29 protein-coding genes and 2 pseudogenes are annotated in these 23,280 nt (G+C 64.6%); 18 read left to right on the plus strand and 13 right to left on the minus strand.

The window, feature by feature from the left end; translation table 11 throughout:
* Positions 1–105 precede the first annotated feature (105 nt).
* Both KO481_RS02820 and KO481_RS02825 read left to right on the plus strand, forming a co-directional pair.
* A complete protein-coding gene (locus tag KO481_RS02820) occupies positions 106–987 on the plus strand; it encodes an aldo/keto reductase family oxidoreductase (RefSeq protein ID WP_215915323.1) in 882 nt (293 codons plus the stop codon).
* Positions 988–1,096: 109 nt separating this feature from the next.
* Entirely contained in the window at positions 1,097–1,495 is a 399-nt protein-coding gene (locus tag KO481_RS02825) for an SRPBCC family protein (protein ID WP_308166349.1), read from the plus strand.
* Positions 1,496–1,811: 316 nt separating this feature from the next.
* Here the strand turns inward: KO481_RS02825 and KO481_RS42725 are convergent.
* Positions 1,812–1,937: pseudogene (locus KO481_RS42725) on the minus strand (class I SAM-dependent methyltransferase); the annotation flags it as partial.
* 137 nt (positions 1,938–2,074) lie between these two features.
* On the opposite strand from KO481_RS42725, the gene KO481_RS02830 reads away from it, so the two are divergent.
* Genes KO481_RS02830 through KO481_RS02840 form a run of 3 tightly spaced genes read left to right on the plus strand, consistent with a single transcriptional unit; the run spans position 2,075 to position 3,543 of the window.
* Positions 2,075–2,416 carry an ArsR/SmtB family transcription factor gene (locus KO481_RS02830; RefSeq protein ID WP_215915324.1) on the plus strand — a complete coding sequence of 114 codons (342 nt, stop codon included), beginning with the start codon at positions 2,075–2,077 and terminating at the stop codon, positions 2,414–2,416.
* Entirely contained in the window at positions 2,417–2,923 is a 507-nt protein-coding gene (locus KO481_RS02835; protein WP_245400236.1) for an SRPBCC family protein, read from the plus strand.
* On the plus strand, positions 2,923–3,543 hold the full coding sequence (locus tag KO481_RS02840; protein WP_215915325.1) for a dihydrofolate reductase family protein: 621 nt from the start codon (positions 2,923–2,925) through the stop codon (positions 3,541–3,543). The genes KO481_RS02835 and KO481_RS02840 overlap by 1 nt, the downstream gene beginning before the upstream one ends.
* Positions 3,544–3,764: 221 nt before the next feature.
* Here the strand turns inward: KO481_RS02840 and KO481_RS02845 are convergent, their stop codons facing one another.
* Both KO481_RS02845 and KO481_RS02850 read right to left on the minus strand, forming a co-directional pair.
* On the minus strand, positions 3,765–4,118 hold the full coding sequence (locus KO481_RS02845; RefSeq protein ID WP_215915326.1) for a hypothetical protein: 354 nt from the start codon (positions 4,116–4,118) through the stop codon (positions 3,765–3,767).
* Between the two features lie 33 nt (positions 4,119–4,151).
* The gene (locus KO481_RS02850; RefSeq protein WP_215915327.1) at positions 4,152–4,592 is read right to left on the minus strand and encodes a TetR/AcrR family transcriptional regulator; all 441 of its coding nucleotides are present in this window, start codon (positions 4,590–4,592) and stop codon (positions 4,152–4,154) included.
* Between the two features lie 289 nt (positions 4,593–4,881).
* On the opposite strand from KO481_RS02850, the gene KO481_RS02855 reads away from it, so the two are divergent.
* Together KO481_RS02855 and KO481_RS02860 are read left to right on the plus strand one after the other, a co-directional pair.
* Positions 4,882–6,165, plus strand: a complete 1,284-nt coding sequence (locus KO481_RS02855; protein WP_245400237.1) for an NHL repeat-containing protein — start codon at positions 4,882–4,884, stop codon at positions 6,163–6,165.
* Positions 6,162–6,362 (plus strand): hypothetical protein, encoded by a 201-nt coding sequence (locus tag KO481_RS02860; protein WP_215915328.1) that lies wholly within the window; start codon positions 6,162–6,164, stop codon positions 6,360–6,362. The genes KO481_RS02855 and KO481_RS02860 overlap by 4 nt, the downstream gene beginning before the upstream one ends.
* A gap of 174 nt (positions 6,363–6,536) precedes the next feature.
* Here the strand turns inward: KO481_RS02860 and KO481_RS02865 are convergent, their stop codons facing one another.
* Complete coding sequence (locus tag KO481_RS02865; RefSeq protein WP_215915329.1) at positions 6,537–7,205, minus strand: class I SAM-dependent methyltransferase; 669 nt, start codon at positions 7,203–7,205, stop codon at positions 6,537–6,539.
* Between the two features lie 125 nt (positions 7,206–7,330).
* On the opposite strand from KO481_RS02865, the gene KO481_RS02870 reads away from it, so the two are divergent.
* Entirely contained in the window at positions 7,331–7,894 is a 564-nt protein-coding gene (locus KO481_RS02870; RefSeq protein ID WP_215915900.1) for a TetR/AcrR family transcriptional regulator, read from the plus strand.
* Between the two features lie 18 nt (positions 7,895–7,912).
* Here the strand turns inward: KO481_RS02870 and KO481_RS02875 are convergent.
* The 4 genes and pseudogenes from KO481_RS02875 to KO481_RS02890 form a co-directional block, all read right to left on the minus strand.
* Positions 7,913–8,065 (minus strand): annotated as a pseudogene (locus KO481_RS02875) (ArsR family transcriptional regulator); the annotation flags it as partial.
* Between the two features lie 37 nt (positions 8,066–8,102).
* On the minus strand, positions 8,103–8,552 hold the full coding sequence (locus tag KO481_RS02880) for a cupin domain-containing protein (RefSeq protein ID WP_215915330.1): 450 nt from the start codon (positions 8,550–8,552) through the stop codon (positions 8,103–8,105).
* 211 nt (positions 8,553–8,763) lie between these two features.
* Entirely contained in the window at positions 8,764–9,213 is a 450-nt protein-coding gene (locus KO481_RS02885; RefSeq protein ID WP_215915331.1) for an ester cyclase, read from the minus strand.
* A 50-nt stretch (positions 9,214–9,263) separates the two neighbouring features.
* The gene (locus tag KO481_RS02890) at positions 9,264–9,737 is read right to left on the minus strand and encodes a YbhB/YbcL family Raf kinase inhibitor-like protein (RefSeq protein ID WP_215915332.1); all 474 of its coding nucleotides are present in this window, start codon (positions 9,735–9,737) and stop codon (positions 9,264–9,266) included.
* A 102-nt stretch (positions 9,738–9,839) separates the two neighbouring features.
* Here KO481_RS02890 and KO481_RS02895 point away from each other — a divergent pair, with 102 nt between their 5' ends.
* Positions 9,840–9,983 (plus strand): hypothetical protein, encoded by a 144-nt coding sequence (locus KO481_RS02895; protein ID WP_215915333.1) that lies wholly within the window; start codon positions 9,840–9,842, stop codon positions 9,981–9,983.
* Positions 9,984–10,065: 82 nt separating this feature from the next.
* Positions 10,066–11,268, plus strand: coding sequence for a pyridoxal phosphate-dependent aminotransferase (locus tag KO481_RS02900; RefSeq protein WP_308166268.1), 1,203 nt, complete (start codon positions 10,066–10,068; stop codon positions 11,266–11,268).
* A 2-nt stretch (positions 11,269–11,270) separates the two neighbouring features.
* Here the strand turns inward: KO481_RS02900 and KO481_RS02905 are convergent, their stop codons facing one another.
* Positions 11,271–12,008, minus strand: coding sequence for a GntR family transcriptional regulator (locus KO481_RS02905; RefSeq protein ID WP_215915334.1), 738 nt, complete (start codon positions 12,006–12,008; stop codon positions 11,271–11,273).
* 220 nt (positions 12,009–12,228) lie between these two features.
* Here KO481_RS02905 and KO481_RS02910 point away from each other — a divergent pair, with 220 nt between their 5' ends.
* From KO481_RS02910 to KO481_RS02940, 7 genes are all read left to right on the plus strand, one after another.
* Entirely contained in the window at positions 12,229–14,340 is a 2,112-nt protein-coding gene (locus tag KO481_RS02910; protein ID WP_215915335.1) for a hydantoinase/oxoprolinase family protein, read from the plus strand.
* Positions 14,337–16,100: a hydantoinase B/oxoprolinase family protein gene (locus KO481_RS02915; protein ID WP_215915336.1), complete on the plus strand. Its 1,764-nt coding sequence runs from the start codon at positions 14,337–14,339 to the stop codon at positions 16,098–16,100. The genes KO481_RS02910 and KO481_RS02915 overlap by 4 nt, the downstream gene beginning before the upstream one ends.
* Positions 16,097–17,446 (plus strand): MFS transporter, encoded by a 1,350-nt coding sequence (locus KO481_RS02920; RefSeq protein ID WP_215915337.1) that lies wholly within the window; start codon positions 16,097–16,099, stop codon positions 17,444–17,446. Before KO481_RS02915 ends, KO481_RS02920 begins: the two co-directional genes overlap by 4 nt.
* On the plus strand, positions 17,443–18,024 hold the full coding sequence (locus KO481_RS02925; protein WP_245400238.1) for a cysteine hydrolase family protein: 582 nt from the start codon (positions 17,443–17,445) through the stop codon (positions 18,022–18,024). The genes KO481_RS02920 and KO481_RS02925 overlap by 4 nt, the downstream gene beginning before the upstream one ends.
* Before the next feature lie 104 nt (positions 18,025–18,128).
* Positions 18,129–18,827, plus strand: a complete 699-nt coding sequence (locus KO481_RS02930) for a DUF8020 domain-containing protein (protein ID WP_245400239.1) — start codon at positions 18,129–18,131, stop codon at positions 18,825–18,827.
* A 92-nt stretch (positions 18,828–18,919) separates the two neighbouring features.
* Positions 18,920–19,753, plus strand: coding sequence for a DUF6537 domain-containing protein (locus tag KO481_RS02935; protein WP_215915338.1), 834 nt, complete (start codon positions 18,920–18,922; stop codon positions 19,751–19,753).
* A gap of 95 nt (positions 19,754–19,848) precedes the next feature.
* The gene (locus KO481_RS02940) at positions 19,849–20,094 is read left to right on the plus strand and encodes a hypothetical protein (protein WP_245400241.1); all 246 of its coding nucleotides are present in this window, start codon (positions 19,849–19,851) and stop codon (positions 20,092–20,094) included.
* A gap of 7 nt (positions 20,095–20,101) precedes the next feature.
* On the opposite strand, the gene KO481_RS02945 is transcribed toward KO481_RS02940, so the two are convergent.
* Both KO481_RS02945 and KO481_RS02950 read right to left on the minus strand, forming a co-directional pair.
* Positions 20,102–20,968 (minus strand): alpha/beta fold hydrolase, encoded by an 867-nt coding sequence (locus tag KO481_RS02945; RefSeq protein WP_215915339.1) that lies wholly within the window; start codon positions 20,966–20,968, stop codon positions 20,102–20,104.
* Positions 20,969–21,078: 110 nt separating this feature from the next.
* Positions 21,079–21,600 carry an SRPBCC family protein gene (locus tag KO481_RS02950; protein WP_215915340.1) on the minus strand — a complete coding sequence of 174 codons (522 nt, stop codon included), beginning with the start codon at positions 21,598–21,600 and terminating at the stop codon, positions 21,079–21,081.
* A gap of 49 nt (positions 21,601–21,649) precedes the next feature.
* Between KO481_RS02950 and KO481_RS02955 the strand changes: the two genes are divergently transcribed.
* A complete protein-coding gene (locus KO481_RS02955) occupies positions 21,650–22,219 on the plus strand; it encodes a TetR/AcrR family transcriptional regulator (protein ID WP_215915341.1) in 570 nt (189 codons plus the stop codon).
* Here the strand turns inward: KO481_RS02955 and KO481_RS02960 are convergent.
* Positions 22,174–22,581 carry a hypothetical protein gene (locus KO481_RS02960; protein ID WP_215915342.1) on the minus strand — a complete coding sequence of 136 codons (408 nt, stop codon included), beginning with the start codon at positions 22,579–22,581 and terminating at the stop codon, positions 22,174–22,176. The two genes, KO481_RS02955 and KO481_RS02960, sit on opposite strands and share 46 nt — an antisense overlap.
* An 86-nt stretch (positions 22,582–22,667) precedes the next feature.
* A complete protein-coding gene (locus tag KO481_RS02965) occupies positions 22,668–23,267 on the minus strand; it encodes a TetR/AcrR family transcriptional regulator (protein WP_215915343.1) in 600 nt (199 codons plus the stop codon).
* Positions 23,268–23,280: the final 13 nt, after the last annotated feature.

Genomic DNA, 23,280 nt, shown 5'->3' on the forward strand with positions numbered 1-23,280 from the left:
AGTTACGCACCATAAAGTGCCTACTTCCCAATGGGAAGTAACTCCCTGATCATGGTCCAAGGCGGCGACACGCGCCACCTCCGATCAGAGAGAATCCCGAACCTGATGAACACATCCACCTCTTCCACTGCGTCACTTCCCGGCGGCGCGTGGGTTACGGGCGATCAGACCATCACCCGATTCGGTTACGGTGCAATGCAACTCGCGGGCCCTTGGGTCATGGGCCAACCAGAGGACCGCGACGGCGCACTGGCCGTGCTGCGCGAGGCGGCCGAGCTCGGGATCACCCACATCGACACCAGCGTCGCCTACGGGCCGCGAGTGACGAACGAGCTGATCCGCGAGGCCCTGCACCCCTATCCGGAGTCGTTGTTCATCGCGACCAAGGTGGGGGCGGAACGTGATGCACAGGGCGGCTGGCCCACCGCCCGCCGACCCGAGGATCTCCGTCAGCAGGTGCGCGAGACCTTGGAGTCCCTCGGGAGCGAGGTACTCGACCTGGTCAACATGCGCATGGGCGATGCCCAGGGCCCCCAGCCCGGCTCGATCGCCGAGGCGTTCGAAACACTCGCCGGGCTTCAGCAGGAGGGTCTCATCCGGCATCTCGGGGTCAGCAATGTCACCAGCGAGCAGGTCGCCGAGGCCCGGACCATCGCCCCGGTCGTGTGCGTGCAGAACATGTACAACCTCGCCCACCGCCGCGACGACGACCTCATCGACCGACTCGCCGCGCAGGACATCGCCTACGTGCCGTTCTTCCCCCTCGGGGGTTTCACGCCACTGCAATCCGAGACACTCTCGAGGGTTGCCGGCCGGCTGGGGACAACACCGATGTCCGTCGCGTTGGCCTGGCTGCTGCAGCGCTCCCCGAACATCCTGCTCATCCCCGGCACTTCCTCGAGGGCGCATCTGCGCGAAAACGTCACCGGCGCGGGGCTTTCCCTCTCCGAGGAAGATGTAGCCGAGCTGGACACCATCGGGCACTGACCATCCGACGAAGAGCGTGGGGAAGCGGCGAACGAGCGGTGCCGAACGCCGCTGTCAGGGGCCGTTGGTACGGTCGCGGTGAGCTGCAGAGGAGACGATCATCGCTACCATCACCGAATCTACGGTTATCTCAGCAACTCCCACGCAGGTATGGGCGGCGGTGAGCGACGTGGGAAGAGTGCATGAGCGGCTGCTACCCGGCTATGTGTCCGATACGCGGGTGGAAGGGGACGTCCGCTATCTGACCATGCCGACGGGCGCGGTGATCCGTGAGTACATCGTGTCCGTTGATGACGAGGCACGTCGGCTCGCTTATTCGGCGGTGGAGGGATTTTCGCTGCCGATCGACCATCATCACGCCTCGTTCCAGGTCTTCTCCGACGAGGCGGGCGCGCGGCTGGTGTGGATCACCGACGTACTGCCGCACGCGGCGGCCGCCGAGGCGCGGTTGCGGATCGTGCGCGGGCTGCAAGTTATGCGGGAGACCATCGAGGCGCAAGCGCGGTGAGACCGGGCCGGGTCACCCGGCCGAGGTTGTATCGCGTGCCGTGAGCCGTGCGGCGAATCCGTCCAGGAGTGCGGCCAGGCCGTATTCGAAGGTGCTGTCCGGCGCGGAGTTGTATTCGGTCGTGGCAGAGGCTTTTCGATGCGGGGGCGCAGCCTCGGGTACCCCTGGGCGATCTCGGTGGCCTCGGAGATAGCTTGTGCGACTTGGGCTTGTCCGTCGCCAGGATCCATGTCCGCCGCGAGCCGCGGTGATCCTACGGGCCGTCGATTGTGCCGAATTTGCTAGCGATCTATGAGATTTCGCCTGAGCGATCGGCTCAGGCGCGACCGCCACAGCCAGCGCTTCGCTCGAGGATGCGCAGCGACCCGGTGACCGAGACCTCACGGAACTTCCCGCCGTCCAACGCCTTTCGGTAAATATGGTACGGAGCCCGACCCTCGTCGGCCGCCGACGTCGCGCGTGCCGTCTCCGGGATACGTGTTTCCGCAGCCGCCGACAAGGGTCACGATCGTCATCTGACAAGACCCGACTGATTCGTCCGGCTTGACGCATACCGATATGGGAATATGATCGAACCTCATGGCACGAGCAGCGACGACGTCGGACGTCTTCAACGCGATCGCCGAGCCGCAGCGCCGGGAGATCCTGGCGCTGTTGCGGGCGGGTGAGCGGCCGGTGACCGAGCTGGCCCAGGAGCTGGGGATAACCCAGCCGGGGGCGTCCAAACACCTGCGGGTGCTCCGGGATGTCGGATTGGTGCGGGACCGCAAGGCAGGTAAGCAACGCCTGTACGGCCTTGACGCGCGCGGGCTGCGACCGGTTCACGAGTGGACCGGCGGGTTCGAGCGGTTCTGGAACGAGAGCTTCGACCGGCTGGACGAGTACGTGCAGGGCCTCGAGCAGGCAAGGCAGGAGGAATAGATGATGAGCGCGACGGGACGAGGAGCACCGGCGCAGTCCGCGACGACCGACCGCGAGATAGTGATCTCCCGGGTCATCAGTGCCCCACGGGAGCTGGTGTTCGAGGCGTTCACCGAAGTCCGGCACCTGTCGCGGTGGTGGGGACCGGAGGGGTTCACCACCACCACAGCGGCGTTCGAGTTCCGCGTCGGCGGGGAGTGGAACTTCGTGATGCACGGACCGGACGGGACGGACTACCAGGAGTGGATCTCCTGGACCGAGATCACCCCGCCGGAGCGGATCGCGCTGCTGCACGGTGAGACCCGCGGCGACCCGAACGCCTTCGAGTCGGTCTTGACGTTCGCGCCCGACGGCGCTGCGACCCGGATCGAGATGCGCACGGTCTTCCCCACCAAAGAACTGCGCGACCAGGCCGTGGAGAAGTACCACGCGGTCGAGGGCGGCGAGCAGACGCTGAGCAACCTGGCGGCCTACGTCGCCGAGATCACCAAGAAGGAGAGCCGCTAATGGCCGGGAAAGTGTTCTTCAGCGTGTCGATGTCGCTGGACGGCTTCATCGCGCCCGAGTCCCCCGAGGACCTGATGGGGCAGCAGTGGATGGAACTGCAGCAGTGGATATTCCCGCAGCGGTACTTCCGGGAGAGCCTGAAGCTTGGCGAGGGCGGCGAGGAAGGGCTCGACAACGACATCGTGCGGGAGACGTTCGAGCGCACCGGCGCGAGCGTGATGGGCAAGCGCATGTTCGACGCCGGCGAGCGAGCGTGGCCGGAGGAGGCGCCGTTCCACACGCCGGTCTTCGTCGTGACGCACGAGAAGCGTGACCCCTGGGAGCGGCCGGGTGGGACCACCTTCCACTTCGTCAACGACGGCATCGAGACCGCGCTCGACCAGGCCCGCGAGGCCGCTGGCGACCGAGACGTCCGCATCGCGGGCGGCGGCGCAACGATCCTGGAGTACGTGAACGCCTGCCTGATCGACGAGTTCACGATCGCGCTCTCCCCCGTGCTGTTCGGTTCCGGAATCCGCCTGTTCGAGGGCGTGGACGCAGGCCGTGTGGCCCTGGAGCAGGTCCGCGCGGAGCCGACGCAACGGGTGACCCACCTGACCTACGCAGTCCGGGAGCGGTAACTGTCCCGAACTCAGCGCTCCGCCGCCGAGGTCAGCAGCCCGGTGAGATCCTTGACGCTCTGAGCGTCAGGAAGGGCGAGCCACCGTCAGGCTTCGCCAGCGAGTCACCAAAATCACTACTGAGGTAAACGATCTCCACCATCCAGGACGCCGATTTCGGGGTGAAATACACTTGGATGCATGGGTTTTCGTGTTGGGCTGCAGGAAAGCTGCAGACTGGACTATCGCGGTGTGGCGTGCTCGACCAGTGCGACTGCCGCTCGGGGATCCGGTACCTGAACAACGAGCCGGGCGTAGTGGTGATCGGCCAGTTCGATGACCACGGCCTTGTTCGGGTCGCGGACGGCCCAGAAGACCCGCTCGCCGTCTCGGTGGAAAGTGCCCGCGGTAACCACCCTTGGAATGTTGGTGCCGGGTGCGCGAATGCCTCTGGGCTCTTTGATGATTCCCGGATCGGCCGTCGCGCCGCGGACATTGGCCAGCGGGACGGTCAGGCTGCCCTCGAGTGCGAACAAGCGGTCGAGACCTGTCAGCCTGATGACGAGGTCGCTGCCCTCGACGTAGATGTGCGCCATGAATGTTCCTCTCGATGGTTGTGTACTGCTTGGTTATTCGGATTCTCTGGCCGCAGCGAATCGGGCACGCAGGCGGAGCCCGAGGACCGTCGCGGTGGCACGCTCGCCGATAGCCTCGTCCATCGCGATAAGCGCGCGGTTGACCTCGTCGGCCACCTCGGTGTCCATCGGTGCCTGTTCGGCTGCCGCAAGCAGTAGTAGATCCAAGCCGTTCGCGAGTTGGGCCTGCGGCGTCGGGTCGGCAGACTCTCCGAAGGCGGTGATCAGAGGGCCGACATCGTGTTCGAGTGACCATCGCAACGCGGTGAGGTACAGGCCGCGTTTGCTCCCGAACGTCTTGTACAGACTGTTGCGGTGTACACCGAGCTCGGACACCAGCTCGTCGATGGAAACTCCGTCATACGCGAGGCCGGCGAAAAGCTTTGCTGCCGAACGTATTACCGCTGTCTCGTCGAACCCTCGTGGACGTGCCATACGGGAAGTGTAGGTAGTTAAGGAATGATCAGTCAAGAACAATCGTTCCTAAATTCTTGCCGAGGTCTGAGGATCGAGCCGGGGCCGCCGCGCTACCTGACATGGAGGCACCTGTGCAGACGGCTCGGTGGCCACCACGAGTGACCCACCCCGAGTTGATTGAAGGTTCGGTCGAGAGGGAAGATCAGTTGCCGAACTATCGCTCTGCCGTCCTCATCGTTCGAAGCGAAAGGTGGCTGGGATATTGTGTGCAACACGATCGAGATCGACCGGGAATACACTGCGCCGCTTGGGTTTCGGTGTGATCACCGCGCTAGCGGTCGCATCGTGCTCGCACCAGACGTCCGGGGCGGCAGGTACGCTCGATTTCGGGTTCGGTTCCGGTGGCAAGGTGTCCGCCGATCTCGGCTCCGGCGCCGACTATGCCCGGGCGGTGGTGATGCAGCCGGACGGCAAGATCGTCGCGGCGGGCTCGGCGCGGGATTCGACGCAGGGTGACAATTTTGCCGTCATCCGTTACACCGCCGATGGCAAGCTCGACGCCGGTTTCGGCGATGGCGGGAAGGTATCGACGGATTTCGGCGGCAAGGCCGATGTCGCCAACGCCGTCGCCATCGGGCCGGACGGCAAGATCGTTGCTGCGGGCACCAGCCACGCGACCACCACCGGCGACACCATCGCCCTCGCTCGCTACACCAGCGACGGCAAACTTGACACCGGTTTCGGCGACGGCGGCAAGGTTTCCACCGACCTGGGTACCCGAGCCGATCGCGCCAACGCCGTTGTCCTGCAGCCCGACGGCAAGATCGTGGTCGCGGGCTCCACCCGCGATCCGGTCCAGGGCGACAACTTCCTGCTCGTCCGTTACACGACCGACGGCAAGCTCGACGCCGGTTTCGGCGACGGCGGCAAGGTATCGACGGATTTCGGCGGCAAGGACGACATCGCCAATGGCGTGGCAATCGAACCGGGCGGCGGGTTTGTGGCCGCGGGCACCAGCCACGGCACCGCCACCGGTGACAATATCGCCCTGGCCCGCTATTTCGCCGACGGTAGGCTCGACGCCGGTTTTGCCCTCGGCGGCAAGATTTCCGCGGATCTGGGCACCCGGGCCGGTCATGCCAAAGCCGTCGTGATCGATTCCGATGGCAAGATCGTGGTCGCGGGGTCCACACGGGATCCGGTGCAGGGCGACAAATTCGTGCTCGTCCGCTACACCTCCTCCGGCCAGCAGGACACCGACTTCGGTGAGAACGGGAAGGTCTCGACGGATTTCGGCGGTAAGGCCGCCGTTGCCTACGGCCTGGCGCTCACCCCCGCCGGCAAACTGGTTGCCGCCGGTACCAGCACCGGCACGGCAACCGGCGACACTATCGCCTTGGCTCGTTACACCAGCGATGGGAAACTCGACGCCGGTTTCGGCAATGGTGGCAAGGTCTCCACCAACCCGGGTGTCAAGGCAAACAGTGCCAACGCGGTGGCCGTCCAGCACGACGGCAAGATCGTCGTGGCGGGCTCCACAGCGGATCCGACGCAGGGCGACAAATTCCTTGTGGTTCGCTACAACGGGTGACCGGCACACGCTCGAATCAACAGTGCACCATCACCGGCCCGGAGGCAGTCTCGTTCGGCGACGTCGCCGAGGCCATCGACGACGTCGAGCACCTGACCGGAGAGCCTGCTCGCACCTTCCAGGCCTACGTCGAGGAGACGTGGTCGGCGTCCAACGCCATGCCGCCGCTCGCTCACGGGTACTCGACGTTCCTGTAATTAGACAGACCGCACGGGCCACAGCTGAGACATCGGAAAGGCCCAGGTGGATCAATCGGCAGATGCCACGACTTTCGAGACCCTGCAATTCAGCGACCGCTGCGATGCCACAGTGGGCAGCCTGAGGTGGCCGAATTTGCCTGTGAACGAAGGGGTTTCGCCTGAGCGATCAGCTCAGGCGCGACCGCCGCACCCAGCGCTCCGTTCGAGGATGCGCAGCGACCCGGTCACCGACACCTCACGGAACTTCCCACCGTCCAACGCTTTTCGGTAGATATTGTACGGAGCCTGCCCACCGTCGGCGGGGTCGGGGAACACATCGTGGATCGCCAGGGCGCCGCCGGCCGCCACCCAGAGCGCCCAGTTGTCGTAATCGCGCTGGGCGGCCTCCTCGGTATGCCCGCCGTCGATGAACAGCAGCCGAATCGGCGTGCGCCACATGCGGGCGACGGTGGCCGACGAACCGAGCACGCCGATCACCGTGTCCTGCAACCCCGCTCGGACGATCGCGCGGCGGAATTCGGTGACCGTGTCGAAGCGTCCGGTCTCCGGATCGACCAGCGAGGTGTCGTGATATTCCCAGCCCACCTGATGCTCCTCGGAGCCGTGATGGTGGTCGATCGTGTAAACGACCGCACCGGTTTCCCGTGCGGCGGCGCCGAGATAGATCGAGGATTTCCCGCAGTACGTGCCGATTTCGGTGATTATTCCGTCGCCGGCGTAGCGCAGCGCGGCCTCGTACAGCGCGCGGCCCTCCTCCGGCGGCATGAAACCAGTTGTTTGCTCGGCAATCTCGAACAATCGTGTGGTATCCGTGGAAATCACCGAATCGGCGCGAGTCATCAGCGCGGAACCTTTCTGCCGTCACCTCGCCCGTGGATTGCCGCGGCGGTGCGAGTTGCTCTCGAAGCGGACCCATAGTAGCATCCAGACACGTGTCCGATCCCCTTTCCATCGACCCGGCCCCGGTGAATATGGAGGCCACTCGCCGCCGTCTCACCGAGAAGCAGGCGGATACGGTCGACAGGCTGACCAGGGCGGCACTCGAGGTGCTCTCCCGCGAGGGGTTCGCGGGGCTCACGGTGCGCATGGTCGCCGCGGCCGCCGGCGTCGGCACGGCCACCGCCTACACCTACTTCTCCTCGAAGGAACACCTTGTCGCCGAGGTGTTCTGGCGTCGGCTGGCCGCCACGCAGGCCCCGCTCACCGACTCCGCCGATCCGACCGCACGCGTGGTCGCGGTGCTGCGCCAGATCGCCATGCTCGTTGCCGACGAACCCGCCCTGGCCGGGGCGGTCACCAGCGCCCTGCTGGGCACGGACCCGGATGTCGCGCACCTGCGCACCCGCATAGGCATCGAAATCCGCAAGCGCCTGATGGACGCCCTCGGCCCCGACGCCGATCTCGACATCGTGGAAACCCTGGAATTGCTGTACGCGGGCGCCCTGGTCCGCGCAGGCGTGGGCTATTCCTCGTACGTGGAAATCGCCGACCGCCTGGAAAAGTCCGCACTGCAGGTCATGCGCAGCTGAATCACGGCCGATTGCGCAGGTCGTCAGTCCGCAATCACGCAGGCAGGAAAGATGTTTCGACACCGTCGACTGGGCCAGGCCCAGCACGTCGACCAGATCGACCACCCGAGCGGGTCCCGCGGCCAGCCGGTGCTTGCGCGAGGGTTTCCGGTCTGTTGGGCGATGAGCCAGTAGGCATCAGCGGAATGACTGAACACCGGGCGCGGGATCAGCTGACGAAGAATTTCGCCCAGGGGTCGTCGGCTCGTGCGGTCCAGTAGTTGCTGCACAGGAATTGTGCTGCCGCGATGTCTGCTGCCGCCGGCTCTGCAGTTCTCGGGGGAAGCTCACGCTTCGGCGCCGGTCTCGCGAGCCCCTTGATCACCTGCTCGAAACCGGCCGGGGTATAGCCGTTGAGCACGCGGCATACATCGCTCGTGACGTTGAAACTGTGCACGGTGCCCCGGGGAATCCACAGCGAGTCGCCATCTTGCCCCGACGACGTTTCGCCCTCGAGCTCGAAGTCGACGGTGCCGTCGAGGACGTAAAACCACTCGTCGACATTGTGCACGTGCTTGGTATGTGCCCCCGAGTCTTTCGGCATCCACTGCTCGGTGACCGAAAACAGGCCCCCGGTTTGATGGGCCTCCAGCAGCGGAATCCACAGCAGATCGAGCATCCAAAACGCCGGTGCGTCTCTTCCGCTGCTCAACAGGGCGGGAAGTTGCGCCTCGAAGAACGAGGGTGTGGTGGGGGTCATCGGCCTGCCTTCCAGGAGATGGAGTCAAACCAAACACCGGCGTCCGACGGCCGCAATTCTGCCCCGACCCGACGCTGTCCGAAATTGAAACACATGAGTCGTGGGTCTGGTCGCCGTGGCGGGAGCGAAGTCAGCTGTCTGCGGTACCGGCTTCGCCAGCGGGGGCCGTCAGCGGTGCCTCGCGTTGCCCGATTTGCCTCATTAACGCGTCCATATCGGTGTAGTCCCAGACCTCGGCGAACTTGCCGTCTTCGAGGTGATAAAGAGTGAACTCCGAAATAGTCACCCGACGGCCGGTCGCCTCAACTCCCTGGAAAGCCCCCTGGTGAGTACCGGTTACCGTGAAGTGCACCGCGATATAGTTGCCGTCGACAACGAGGTGTCGCATCTCCCAATGCCAGTCAGGAAATGCGGAGATAAGAGGCGAGAATTGTGCCGTAACAGCGGCTGGATCCATAGGGGCGTCATCGACTTTGATGGTCGATGTATAAAATGACGCCATTCGATCGAAATCGTGCTCATTGCAGTACTCGAGATATGACAGGTACAGGGATCGGTGTTCGTCGTGCTGGGTCACCATGTGTTCGCACCGCCTTACGTGGTCGATTCACTTACCCTCGCAGGCATCCTCTAGCGCGCGAACCGCCCGACGAGGGTGCCGCTGGCCAGTTCATGGCCGCGCAACGCCGCCAGGAGATCGCGCGCGGTCGCGCCCGCCGGCAGCCCGAGCGGCTGGTCGGCGGCGAAGAGCGTGAAGACATAGCGGTGTGCGCGGTCACCCTTCGGCGGCCGCGGCCCAGCCCAGCCGGACCGCCCAAAGTCGTTCCGGCCCGCCGTCGCCCCAACAGGCAGGCCGTTCTCGCCGATGCCGATCGTGGTGGGCGGGATTCCGGAGACGACCCAGTGCACGAACGTGCCCCGCGGTGCGTCCGGATCCTCGCAGACCAGCTCCAGCTCCGCAGTGCCGGCGGGGACGCGCTCCCACGTCAGCGGCGGTGACGCGTTACCCCCGTCGAGAGCGAAGTGCTCGGGAATCAACGCACGGTCGGCAAACGCGCTGCTACTAAGTTCAATGGCGTCGTTGACCTGCGATCTCTCCGCCATCACACCCTCCTCTCATTGACTGAGCTACGGGTAAAAGCTTAGATACACTCCAGCAACCAAGTACAGCAATGGATTACTACGGGCAGACATCCCGGAATCGGCATGGCAGGATCCTCGCGCCGATGCGCCTACTGCTCGACGTTCGTGGTCAACCCCCAACTGGCGACGGCAGCTTTGAAATGGTCGGTCAGCGCCTTCGTGCTGATCTCGGTCACCTTCACCTGTGTTCCACCCAACCCGCTGTAGGCCATACCTGGGCAGCGGAGGCGCCACATGCGCGCGGAGGCGGTGCCGAGTAGTCGGCCACCAGTCCCTCGATGGGAACGGCGTGCCGAATCTCCGGCCGACGGTTAGTATCTTAACTCTCCAAATGAAAGATACTAGAGGTGATTCGATGCTGGAGAGATTGTCGGCGCTAGTGCTGTCCGAGCATGTCGACGCCAAGGTTCGCGAAGGCCGGTCCTTCGTGCCGGTGCAAGGTGTCCCGATTCTGCCGATGCCTCCCCACGTTTTGGATGCGGCGCGGTGGACAGCCGAACATCCCGGTCCACGGATCAGCCGGGGGATGCCGGAGTTGAGGCAGGTGATAGCCGAGAAGCTGACCGAGGATATCGGGATCACGGTTCGCCCCGATTCCGGCTTGCTGATCACTCATGGCGCTCAGCACGGCATGAGTATCGCGTTGCGAGCATTGATAGCGCCAGGTGACGAGGTGCTCGTTCCAGCGCCCACCTACTTCTTCGACGGCCTGGTCCGGCTCGCAGGTGGCACTCCGCGCTACATACACACCACTGCCCGCGACGGGTGGCGCATCGATGTGAACGCCATCGCGGCGGCGATTTCGGCGCGAACGCGCGCGATCTTGCTCTGTAATCCGAACAATCCCACCGGTGACGTACCGACCCGAGAGTGTCTTCGCGACATCGTCACCCTGGCCGAGAGCCACGGACTCATCGTGTTCTCCGATGAGTCGTACGAACGCTACGTCCACGACGGTCCTGGCTACGTGCCGTTGATGTCCTTCAGCGGAATATCGGATCGGCTGGTCACGGTGACCAGTCTGAGCAAGAACTATGCCTTCACGAACTGGCGCGTCGGCTACGTCCACTCGAGCAAGCACCTGATAGACAAGATCCACACCGCGCTCGAGTGCGATGTAATCAACGTCGGCGACGTGCCGCAAGCCGCCGCCGTCGCTGCCCTCACCGGACCATCGGACTGGCTGGACGGTGAGTTCGCAACGATGCGAGAGCGTCGAGACATACTCATGACCTGCCTGGCAGAGGCGAGTGTTCCCGCGGTAAGACCGGCAGCAGGGGTCTTTGTCTTCGCGGATCTCGCGGTGACGGGCAGGCATGGCAGCGATCTGGAAGAACTGCTGCTGGATGCGGGCATCCCGGCACTGTCCGGCCAAGGATTCAAGGGGCCGGCCGATCACGTTCGACTGTTGTATGGCGCCGCGCGGCCGGATGTCGAGGAACTTGGGCGGCGTATCGGATCAGTGGTATCCAACCCGCTGACGAGGGTTTGATGTCAGCCGTCGACGCCGATATCGGGAAGCGATATCGGTGTCGAGGTCACCGAGTGGCTGCGAGTCAGGGCATCGATGATCTCTCGGCGTGCTGCCTGCGTCCGACGTTGCATCGCATCGCGGGCGGCTACCGGGTCGCGGGCAACGATTGCGTCGAGGATCGCTCTTCGCTGCTCGGTGCGGCCTGGCGGCATAGTGGGCGACAGCGTCACTGCCAGGCGAACGATCCGCTCGATCTCATCGAACACGCTCACAATGCTCGCGGCGAGGCGCTGATTGCCGCTGCCGTTGGCGACTATCGCCTCGAACTCATAGTTCTGCCGGAGGCGCTCGTCCAAATGAGGTCCCGCAAGCTGGCCATATTCTTCGTCGACGCAAAGCTCTTCGAGCCGTGCGCGTTCCCGGTCGGGCAGTCCCCGTTGGGCCGTTAGTGCTGCTGCTTCGCTCTGGAGGAGAGTCCGCATGTCGCACAGGTCGGCCGCATCACCCAGAGTGATCGTCGAAACGACATAACCTGCCCGCGGTTGAGGCGTGACGAGTCCGTCACGATGCAGCCGCGCGAGCGCCTCGCGGACCGGAGTCTTGCTGAGCCCGAGAACTGCGGCGACATCCTGTTCCGTGAAGTGCTGGCCGGGTGGTCGCTGCATCTCGATGATCTCGCGCTTGAGTCGCCTGTAGGCCCGATCCATCATCGTGCCCTCAGCATCTTCCTGCTGCAGGATCGCTGGTTGATACCGCACTGAGCCCCCGTTCGACGACTTGTACTGATACTACCGCCCTCCCAGCGACGTACCCGAAGGGAGTTAAAAGATATCAACTGCATCTTGTTGATATCTTTTAATCCCCCTATAGTCGAGTGACGCAGGACACTCCGACGGGTGACACATCGGCTACGCCGTACTCATGCCGTGCACCCGCGCCGCTGCGACATCGGATCGGAACAACGAATCAGGGAGATCGATGACCCCGTCAGATACACCCCGGCAGGACTCGGTCGGACATCCAGGGCTATGGCGCATCGGCGCCGACATCGGCGGCACCTTCACCGACGTGATAGCACTGGGACCAGATGCCCGGGTCGTGCCGATGAAGGTGCTCTCGACACCACCGGATTTCGAAAACGGTGTCATCACGGGTGTGACCACCGCGCTCACCGAGGCCGACATCGAAGCCGGCCAGGTCGCTGCGCTACTGCACGCAACAACGGTGGCGACCAACGCGATCCTGGAGATGGATGGCGCGCGCACCGCGCTGGTGACCACGAAAGGGTTCCGCGACGTACTCGAGCTGGGTCGGCTGCGTCGTCCGCTGCTGTACGACTTGTCGTGGAAGAAGCCGACCCCGCTGGCACGCCGCCGCTACAGGTACGAACTCGACCAGCGTATCCACGCGGACGGGCAGGTCGACCGACCGGTGGACGACCGCGAACTGGTTGCCCTGGCCGACCGAATGGCCACCGACGACATCGAAGCTATCGCGGTCTGCCTGATCAATTCTCACGTCCGCCCCGATGAAGAGCGAGCAGTGGTGCGTCGGCTGCGAGAACTTCTGCCGCACGCCTACATCACCGCGTCGGTGGACATCTCTCCCGAGCCCGGAGAGTACGAGCGAACCAGCACCGCAATCGTGAATTCCTATATCGGCCCGGTAGTCGCCGATTACGTCACCGAACTCGACCGTGGCATCCGGGGACGCGGCATCGACGCCCCGTTCTCGATCATGCAATCCTCGGGTGGACTGCTGGATGCCCCGTCCGTGATCGAGCGACCGGTGAACATCATCGAATCAGGCCCTGCAGCCGGTGTAATCGCGGTACAGAAACTGGCACAGCTTCTCGAACTCGACAACGTCGTCGCATTCGACATGGGTGGCACGACCGCCAAGGCCTCGCTCATCGAGAATGGACAGCCGTTCGTTGCCAGCGACTATGAGGTCGGTGGAGGAATGAACATCACCCGCAGCATGAGCAAGGGCGCGGGATACGCCGTGCGGGTTTCCTCCATCGATATCGCCGAAGTGGGCGCGGGTGGTGGCAGCGTGATCGGCGTCGATGCCGCCGGCGCGCTACATGTAGGTCCCACCAGTGCCGGATCCCGGCCTGGGCCGGCCTGCTACGGCCATGGCGGCAACCGCCCGACACTGACCGACGCCAATGTCGTGCTCGGCTATATCAATCCCGACGTCATCGCCGGCGGCAGGGTCCGAATCCACGCTGAACTGGCCGACAAGGTCCTGCACACCATCGCCGACGTGATCGACACCGACACCGAGTCGGCAGCTTTGGGCGCATATCAGGTTGCTGTGTCGAACATGACCAAAGCCGTGAAGGCAGTCACCAGTGAGCGCGGTCGAGATCCGCGCGAGGCGACACTCGTCGCTTTCGGCGGTGCAGGTCCGCTCTACGGCGCGGCACTGGCGCGTGAGCTCGGTATCGCCACCGTCATCGTGCCTGTCCATACCGGCCTGTTCAGCAGTCTTGGTCTGCTGGTAGCCGATAGCGAATATCAGTTGGTCAGTTCCAATCCCACCGAGATGCTGGATCCTGCTGCTATCGGTGCCGAGTTCGAGCGGCTCACCGAGACGGTGCTCGGTCACCTCGGTGCTGCGGAGGAGGTGCGGATCGAGCGCATCGTCGACATGCGATACCGCGGTCAGCGGTTCGCACTACGAATTCCACTGCCTTCCGGAACAGTCGATGCCGCCCTGCTCGCACAGACCTATGCGCTGTTCCATGCCGAACATCGCAAGACCTACGGACGTGCGGGGACCGATGATCTCGTTGAGATCGTCAATGTGCGGGTGCGCGGATTCGTTCCGAATCCGGTTGGTATCGACGAACTGCTGGCACTGCCCGCTGAGCACAGGGCAGCCTCGGCCACGCGGCGATGCCAGTTCGGTACCGCCATCGACACTCCGGTCATCTCGCGAGGTCAACTGACCACCGATGCCAGACCCGGACCACTGGTAGTGGAGGACATGGACTCGACCACCCTTGTCCCGCCGGGAGCCACCGCTCGGCTGGACACCTACAACAACATCATCATCGAGTGGAACAGCGAGGTGGAGGCATGACTTCCAACATCATTCAGGACCCCGCTACCTTCGAGGTGTTTCGCAATGCGGTCTCGGGCCTTGCCGACGAAATGGCGATCACTATCCTGCGGACCGCTCACTCTCAAATCGTGGCTTCGAGCATGGACTTCTCGGCGGCGGTCTGCGACAGCAAGGGACGCATCATCGCCCAGGCCAATACGTGCCCGGTCCATCTCGGCTCCATCCCGGAGGCGATGGACGCAGTGTTGTCCGCCTTCGGTGATTCGATCCACGACGGTGACGTCTATATCCTGAACGACCCTGATCTGGGCGGAATGCACCTGCCCGACATCTTTGTCATAGCCCCGACCTACCACGACGATCAACTGCTCGGGTTCTCGGTGACCGTGGTCAACCACACCGATGTCGGTGGGTGGGCGGCAGGCTCGATGGCGGTGCAATCGACCTCGATCTTTGGAGAGGGCATCCAGATCCCGCCATCTCGCCTCACCGACGCGGGAGTCACCAACAGCGCGTTCTTCGAGCTCATCTTGCGCAATGTGCGAGAGCCCGACATGCTGCGCGGCGACCTGCAATCCCAACTCGCCGCCTGCTACGCCGGAAACGCCGGCCTGCGCGCTTTGGCAGACAAGCACGGGCGCACCGATTTCGAGCGGCTCACCGACGAATTGCTCGACTATTCAGAAGCTCTCGTGCGGCATGCGCTCACTGAGGCACCGGACGGCGTTTACGCCTTCGACGACCAGATCGACGACGACGGCCTGGGAAGCGGACCGATCCCCTTCCGAGTCCGTGCCACCATAGCGGGCAGCACCATCGATTTCGACTTCGCCGGCTCGTCCGACCAGGTGCCGTCGGCGCTCAACGCCACCGCCTCGTTCACCCGCTCGGCGTGCTACGCCTCCGTGCAAGGTGTACTCGGCACGGACATCCCCGCTAACAGTGGCTTCTATCGGCCGTTCAGCTTCGAGATCCCCGCTGGTTCGATCCTCAGCGGCCGACGACCAGCTGCCCGCGGCGCTCGTGGCCTTGTCGCATACCGCATCATCGACACGGTGCTGGGGGCATTGGCTCCCGCGTTCCCCGATCGAGTTCCGGCGGCCGGCGATGGCGGCCCGAACTCCGTCGCCGTCGGCGTGACCGAATCCCAGGGAACATCCGCCGTGCTGTGGGACATCCTGTGCGGATCGTGGGGCGCGACCCCCACCGGGGACGGCAACGACGGAATCAGCCCACTGGGAGCCAATCTCGCCAATACTCCCGTCGAGGAGCTCGAACAGTCGGGACATGTGCGAATCGACGGATACGGCTACCTGCCCGACACCGGCGGCCCCGGCACCTACCGAGGGGGGTTGTCCACCTTCCGGGACATGACCGTCCTGCACGACGGAGCCACAGTGCAGATCCGTTCAGATCGTCGAACCTCGCGTGCCTACGGTCTGGGCGGTGGCAAAGAGGGCGCCCCGTCTGCGAACATCCTCGACCCCGGTGCCGCTACCGAACAGTTGCTGCCCGCAAAACCGCATCTCACCGTAACCGCGGGATCACGCCACCGACAGGTAACCGCGGGCGGCGGCGGTTATGGCGATCCATTCGAGCGCGATCCACAACGTGTCCTCGACGACGTCCTCGACGGCAAAGTCACCGTTGCGGGAGCTCTCCGCGATTACGGAGTAGCCCTCGATTCGTCGAGCACCGCGATCAATAGCGCCGAAACCCGCGTCGCCCGTGAGCAGCACGTCCGAGCAATAACCCACCCGAAAGAAGCATTATCGTGAACACCGATATCCCGGGGGGCTCGGTTCTCGACGACAGAGCACGAAAGCGCTTGTGGCGCAAGGTAGCACTTCGTATCCTTCCGCTCGTCGGTGTCGCATACATCATCAGCTACATCGATCGGGCGAATCTGGGCTACATCGCCAAACCGATGTCGTCCGACCTCGGCCTGTCCTCCGCACAGCTCGGACTAGCCGCAGGCCTGTTCTTCATCGGATACGTCCTGGTGGAAGTACCGAGCAACATGATGCTGCGCAAATTCGGGGCCCGGTTATGGATCAGCAGGATCGTCATCACGTGGGGCATGGTCACCGCTCTCACGGGCGCGGTTCATTCACCCGGACAGTTGTACTTGGCGCGAATCGCCCTCGGATTCGCCGAAGCAGGTCTGGCCGCCGGTATCCTGCTCTACCTGACCCAGTGGTTCCCGAACAAGCAACGCTCCTGGGCGATGTCAGCGTTCTTTCTGACAATCCCACTCTCAGGTGTCATCGGCGCGCCCATCGCAGCCGTCCTGCTTCAATGGGGCCGAGCTGTATTGGGAATCGCCGGGTGGCGCTCACTGTTTTTGGTCGAAGGTCTGGTGACCGTCGGGATCGGCATCATTGTTCTGCTGCTGCTGCCGAATCGCCCACAGGACGCCACGTGGCTGACCGAGTTCGAACGGGACCACATCAGCGCGATCCTCGCCGAGGAAGCTGAAAACCACCAGGACCGTGGAGCATTGAGCGGGATGACCGAGGCATTGACCAGCCGGCGGGTGTGGGCGCTGGCCATGGCCTTCTTCGCTGTCGTCTTCGGTCTCTATCCCTTGGCGTTCTTCCTGCCCGCAATGATCAGCAGCTTCACGCAGGCCGTTGGTTCGGGCATCTCCAGCGTGCTCCTTGCCGCGATCCCCTCCGCGGTCGCGATCGTCGTCATGCTCGCCTGGTCGCCCGTCGCGCGTCACCGAACTGCCGTGTTCTCCACCGCGGTACCGATGGCGATCGGCGCACTCGGACTACTTGCCGCCACCATGACCCACAGCGGTCCACTGTTCATCCTGGCCGTGTGCGCCAGCGTTTCCGGAATCTACGTTGCGATGGCGCAGTTCTGGCGCATCCCACCGGTCACACTCACCGGAGCGGCAGCCGCTGCCGGCATCGGCCTGATCAACTCGGTCAGCAATCTCAGCGGATTCATCGGCCCCTATGTCACCGGCGCAATCAAAACTGCCACCGGGAGCTACACCTACGCACTACTGATGATTGCGGCCGTCATGGCCTGCGGCCTGGCCATCCTGTTGACCGTCGGTCGCAGGGCCGAGACCGCTGCCCGGACGACGGCAACGCACGAGGTCGGCGCATGATGACTGAACGACACTGCACGACAGCACTTCTGGTCTGCGATGTGCAGACCGGAATCACCCGGGACTTCCCCTTCGCCCGGCCGGTCGTCCCGGTTCTTGCCACCGCCGTCCCGGCAGCGCGCCGAGCCGGGGTCAAGATCGTCTACGTCCGTGCCGGTCTGCGGTCCAACGCAGCCGATGTGCACCCAAACAACCTGCTGTTCCAGCAGTTTCATGCACTGGGCACGACCTTTCACGAGAACAACAGTGACACCCACATCGATGGAGACCTCGACATCGACCCCTCGGACGTCGTTGTTCTCAAACGCCGCACCAATGCATTCGCGGCCACCGACCTGGATCTGGTGTTGCGCAGCAACCACATCGAGCGCACCGTGATCTGCGGGGTCGCCACCTCGGCGGTGGTCACGGCGACCGTCTACGCCGCCAGTGATCTGGACTACTCGGTCACAGTCCTTGCCGATGCCTGCGCAGACCAGGACCCCGAGCTACACGAACTCCTCACCACCCGGCTGTTTCCAGCCCGAGGCGTCGAAGTGACGACCACCCACCGCTGGCTCACCGCGCTCACCCTCTAACACCTACTCCCAGAAGACCATTCACCGCCCGGGTACTGCTTCATGCCCCGGTTACTTCGTCGCGTCACAACGATGTGAATCCCGATGAGAAGAAGGAAATTACAATGAGGAAAACCGCATTCACGGCTGCTTTAGTGGTCACCGGATTAGCCGCGCCGATCGCAACCGCCGCTGCCACTCCGCCTACAGCGCCGGCCGTCAATTACACAGCACGAACCACGAACACTTCGACGACGATCAGCACCGATTCAGGTTCGATGGCGGTCGAGAACGGCGTGTTCAAAATCAAAGCGGCGGACGGGACACCGGTTGCGGGAACCGAATTGTCATTCCGCGTCGATGATTTCGAATTCCCGATCGTGGCGCAAATCCACGACCGGGTTGCGACACTGACACCTCGGTTCACCCTCGCGGACGCCGCATACCGTCCGGTTGCCCTGCCGTTTCAGGACACGTCCCCGTTCAAGACGCCCTACGACCGCGAACAGGCCGCCTGGGGCCGGATGCGGGACACGATCAGCGTGGGTGCCGTCATCGGCACGCTCGTGGGCGGGCTCGGCGGAGGCGCCGTCGGATGTGTCCTCGGCGGAATCGCCGGTGCGACCGTCGCCGCCGCAACGATCGTCGGACTGTTCGGAGCGTTCGTGCCCGCCGCCGCGATCGGCTGCCTCGGCGGCATGATCGCCGTCAGCGCGTTGGGCACCCTCGCGGGCCAGCTGCTGGTCACCGCACCCACCGCCATCTTGGCGGCCGTGCAGTACTTCACCACGATCAACGAGCCGATGCCGGCCCCGGCCAAATAGGCCAGAGGTCTACAGCCAGCCGGGATCCGGTCGAGTCGGATCCCGGCTGACACATGGCCTCGCCACTACACTAATGAGCACGCGGAGGTGGTGTGGAACGTCCCCAACCCCGTGTTCGGGTCAGCTTGTCCAACAATGGTTGTACACGATATGGCAGCGGTGTCGTCAATGCGAGAGTGGTGCTCGAATGCACGACGCCGGAAACCTTCGCTGCTGCTGTCGCTGCGGTCACGGCTCCGCCCTCCCGCACCGTGCTTGCTGTTCCGTCCGGGCTGTTGAGAGATCTCGAGGTCAGCGGACCGGTCCGCGAACTGATCGAGCGGCGCGCGGCCGAACTCGTCGCATATCAGAACAGCAAGACCGCGGTAGCCTACGCGGCCGTCGTGCAGGAGGTATGGAAGGCCGAACGGCTCCTGGGAGATCGAACCGAATTCAGCTCCGCAGTCGCTGAGGGGATGTTCAAGCTCACCGCGTACAAGGATGAGTACGAAGTTGCTCGACTGTTGACCGATCCGGCGTTCACCGCCGCTGTCGCAACAGAATTCGCCGGTGCAACCACACTGACCTACCGCCTGCACCCGCCCGTCCTCCGGTCACTCGGACGCAAGAAAAAAATCGGCTTCGGGCCTCGCTCCCACTTTGCGCTCAGGCTGCTCGCAAAAGCAAAGCCATTGCGCGGCACCATCTTCGACCCATTCGGGTATACCGCGATGCGCCGCACGGAACGGGCCTTGGCCGACCACTACCGAACGATGGTCCGCAACGCGACACGCTCGCTCACGGACGACACCTACGACACCGCCACAGCGTTGGCACAAACGAGCGACCTCATTCGAGGCTACGAATCTGTAAAACTGGCCAGCATCGAGCGCTACCGCCGGCGACTGAACGAACTCGGCTACCAAGCCCCGTCCCTCCCGCTGTGAATATCGTGCCCGCACAGCCCGAAAAAGCTGCTCCCGCACCGGCGCAGTTGCCACCTCGGGCGATTCAACCTGGCACGCCGACGTATTCGTCGTGGTTGAACCGCATCGAGTGCGAGTTCGCCGCGTTGCGGTACTTCGCGCTCAATGAGCACGTCCACGGTGTAGAGGCCGAATCGCGGTGTGTAGCTGCCCCATTCGGCACCGACCATCGCAGTCACGCTGAGCAGGACGCGGCGATCGGTGACTACATCCGCTGGCGTAACCAGCACGCCGGACCGGTCCGCGACTTCGCTGTCGGCTCCAAGATCCGATACCCGGATTACCTACCGAACGTTGCTTGACGCGGCACTAGCTGGCCCCCAGCACCTCGCGGAGCCGCTTGCCGAACGCCTCGGGCTGCCCCGGATATCCCATCTCCGGTCCGACGAAACCGCCATGGTGGCTCGGGAATACGGTCGGCTCCTGCCCGAGTAGCGCCGCGACGGCCGCGGTCGTGCGTGCGGTGAACGTGCCCGCAGACTCTTCGCCGACGGCGATCACGATCCGGGTCGGGGCCGCGGTCAGGGCGGCGACATCGGGCCGGTACGCGGTGACGGCGACCGAACGCTCACTCAGCAGCGGATCGTTGCGGGAGCCGTCATCGTCCGTCGGCATGCCGAACTGGGCGGGATCGGCCGGGGGCTGGGCGAAGAAGGCATCGGTGAATTCGCCCTGCCACATCGTCAGGGCCATGAACGCCGCCATGCCCGCGCCCATGCCCTTGGCCTGGTACGCGGCGCGCATGTCCGCCAGGGCTCGCTCGGCGGCCGCGGCGTCGGGGAGCGTGGTGGCGGCCGGCGGCTCGTGCGCGACCAGCGTGGACACGTCCTCGGGGTGGGCCGCGATGAGGGCAAGCGACGTCACCGCCCCGCCGCTGCTGGCGAATATCTCGACCGGCCCGGCCTCCAGCACCTGGATCACCGCGTGAATATCGTCCGCCTGCACCTCGGGCACATTGTCGTCCCGGCCGTCGGTGCGCGTGCTGCGCCCCAAACCTCTTGGGTCGTAAGTGATTACGGTCCGATCGGGAAACTGCGCGACCAACGCCGCGAATCCGTCGGCACACATGGGCTGCCCGATCATCATCAGCGGCGGACGGCCGTCGGCCGGGGGAAGTGGACCGTGCACGTCGTACACGATGTGAGCGCCTGCGTGATCGAGAGTTCGAGTCGTCATACCTCTGCAGACGAGGTGTGCCGCCCAAACTCATCGGTCCCGAACAGCGCGGGCGCCACCGCGGGCGCCGAAGCCGCGCTCTGCCGAGTTGTTCGCCCTCGATCGGCCGATCAGCCGACCGGAACTGCCGGGCGGACTCGGTCGAGCGACGTTCGCAGCATGCGCACCCAGGGTGACCACCGGGCGGGTTCGGTCGGCGGATGCCCCACCGTGGTTGCCGCGCGGTCGAGCAGTTCCTCGAGCACGGCGTCGTGCAGCCAGCGGATGGCGAAGGTCCACAGTATCCACCCGCGTATCTCGCTGGCCCGCGCGACGACGAGATGCCTGACAACGCAACCACGTTCGCCGCGATCGATGATCTCGAAGGTGTGCGTGCCGGTGAACGGCATGCTCGGCCCGAAGGTGAATTCGACTGCGCGTCCGGGTTCGTAGGCGGTGCAGGTGTAGCGGTTGGTGCCGTGGCCGCCGTCGGCGCCGACCTGCAGAGGCCGATCCAGCACCAGGGCGGGCCAGTGATCGGCGGGCCACAGTGGATTGCCGGGCTCGGCGACGGTGTCGAGCAGGGCTCCCACCTCTTGTGCGGGGACTGGCAGTTCGCGCTGGTGGATATTCCAGATCATCGACTCACCCACATTCCATACGGTGCCGTATTGTGCAATCCATACGGTACCGTATGGAGCCGTGACGGAGAAGACGCGACGACTCGGCCGAGAGGATTGGATCGCGGCCGCGCTGGCCGCATTGGCCGAAGGCGGCGTGGGCGCGGTCGCCATCGAACCGCTCGCCGCCCGGCTCGGAGCGACGAAAGGCAGCGCCTACTGGCATTTCGCGAATCGGGACGAGTTACTGCGGGCGGCCCTGGAACGCTGGGAACACGACGAGACCGACGTCGTGATCGCACTGGTATCAGCCGAGCTGGACCCGGCCGTCGGCCTGCGGACCCTGCTGGGAACCGCGCTGTCGCATCCAGAGGCGAACCTTGCGGTCGTGTTGGCGGGTTGCAACGACCCGCTCGTCGAGCCGGTCTTGACCCGAGTCACCAACCGTCGCATCGACTACCTGGCCGAGCTGTTCACCCGGCTGGGCTTCGGCGACGAGGCGGCCCGGAACCGCGCGACGCTGGCCTATTCGGCGTATCTGGGCATGGGACAGCTGTGGCGGACAGCGCGCGGCGCCCTGCCCGCGGACTCCGGCGCCTGGGATTCCTATGTCGACGAGACGTGGCGGGTATTGGCCGCGGCCGGCTCCTGACGCGCGCGGGCGCCGAGAGCGCACAAGAGGAACGCGGCAATCAGTGTGAGGGTCAATCCGCCGTCCCACGCAACGGTTTTGCCCGCTTCCGCGACACCGCCCTTGCCGAGAAAGTAGATCGCGGTCACCGTCAGCGCGAGCTTGTTCGCGATCGTCAGCGCCCAAATCGCGCCGTTGCCGTCAGGCCGGCGCGCCAGCACCGCGAACAGCCCGGCACACAGGAACAGGCCGTACATACGCCACGCCTGAACCACCAGTGTGTCATTTCCGGCGTGGTGCAGATCGGCGGCGCAGGAGAGAGCGGCGGCCAGTGCCGAGAGAGCGGCCAGCCAGGCCAATGCCTGTCCGGCCGGGCGAAGCATGCGGAGCATTCCGTCACGATAGCGGTGTCGGCCTCGCCTCGACCCCCGAACGTGGAACCCTACGTCGTGCGACGCCCGGCCGGAAGTCAGGCCGGTCGAGGGGGACGGTCACCCGGCTCGGTGCCGCAGCCGAGAATCGAGTTCAGTTGCTGCCGTAGGGCGTTCGTTGTGCTGGGTTGCAGCTGCTGCTGCACGATGGTGCCCAGCAGCCAGGACAGGATGGCGTGAGCCGTCGAGGCGGGGTCGTCGACGTGAAGTTCGGCGGTGAGGTCGCACAGCAGCGTGTGCACGTCGTTCAGGGTCATGGCGACGGTATCCGACGATCGTCGGCGGCCGGCATCGATCCAGTACTCGAACCAGAGGTATGCGGCGTTGGGTTGCTCGGTGAACGTCGTCAGGTAGGCGCTTACCACCGCCCACACCTTGTCGGCCGGATCGGACTCGGCCGCGGCGGCCCGGTGCAGCGCGGTGACTGTTGCCGTCACATGCTCACGCATCGCGAGGTCCACGATCTGGTGGATGTCGTCGAAGTAGTAGTGCACCGCGCTCTTGCTCAGCGGGCTCGCCTCGGCGACGGCGCGTGCCGTGCATGCGGCCAGCCCCTCGCGCGCCAGGACCCGCTTGGCGGCGTCGATGATTTGCTCGCGCTTGCCGCGCCGGTTGGTTTCGATCACGGGTCTGCTCACAGCCTCAATCTAC

It is taken from the genome of Nocardia albiluteola (assembly GCF_018860155.1).
Classification (GTDB): Bacteria; Actinomycetota; Actinomycetes; order Mycobacteriales; family Mycobacteriaceae; genus Nocardia; species Nocardia albiluteola.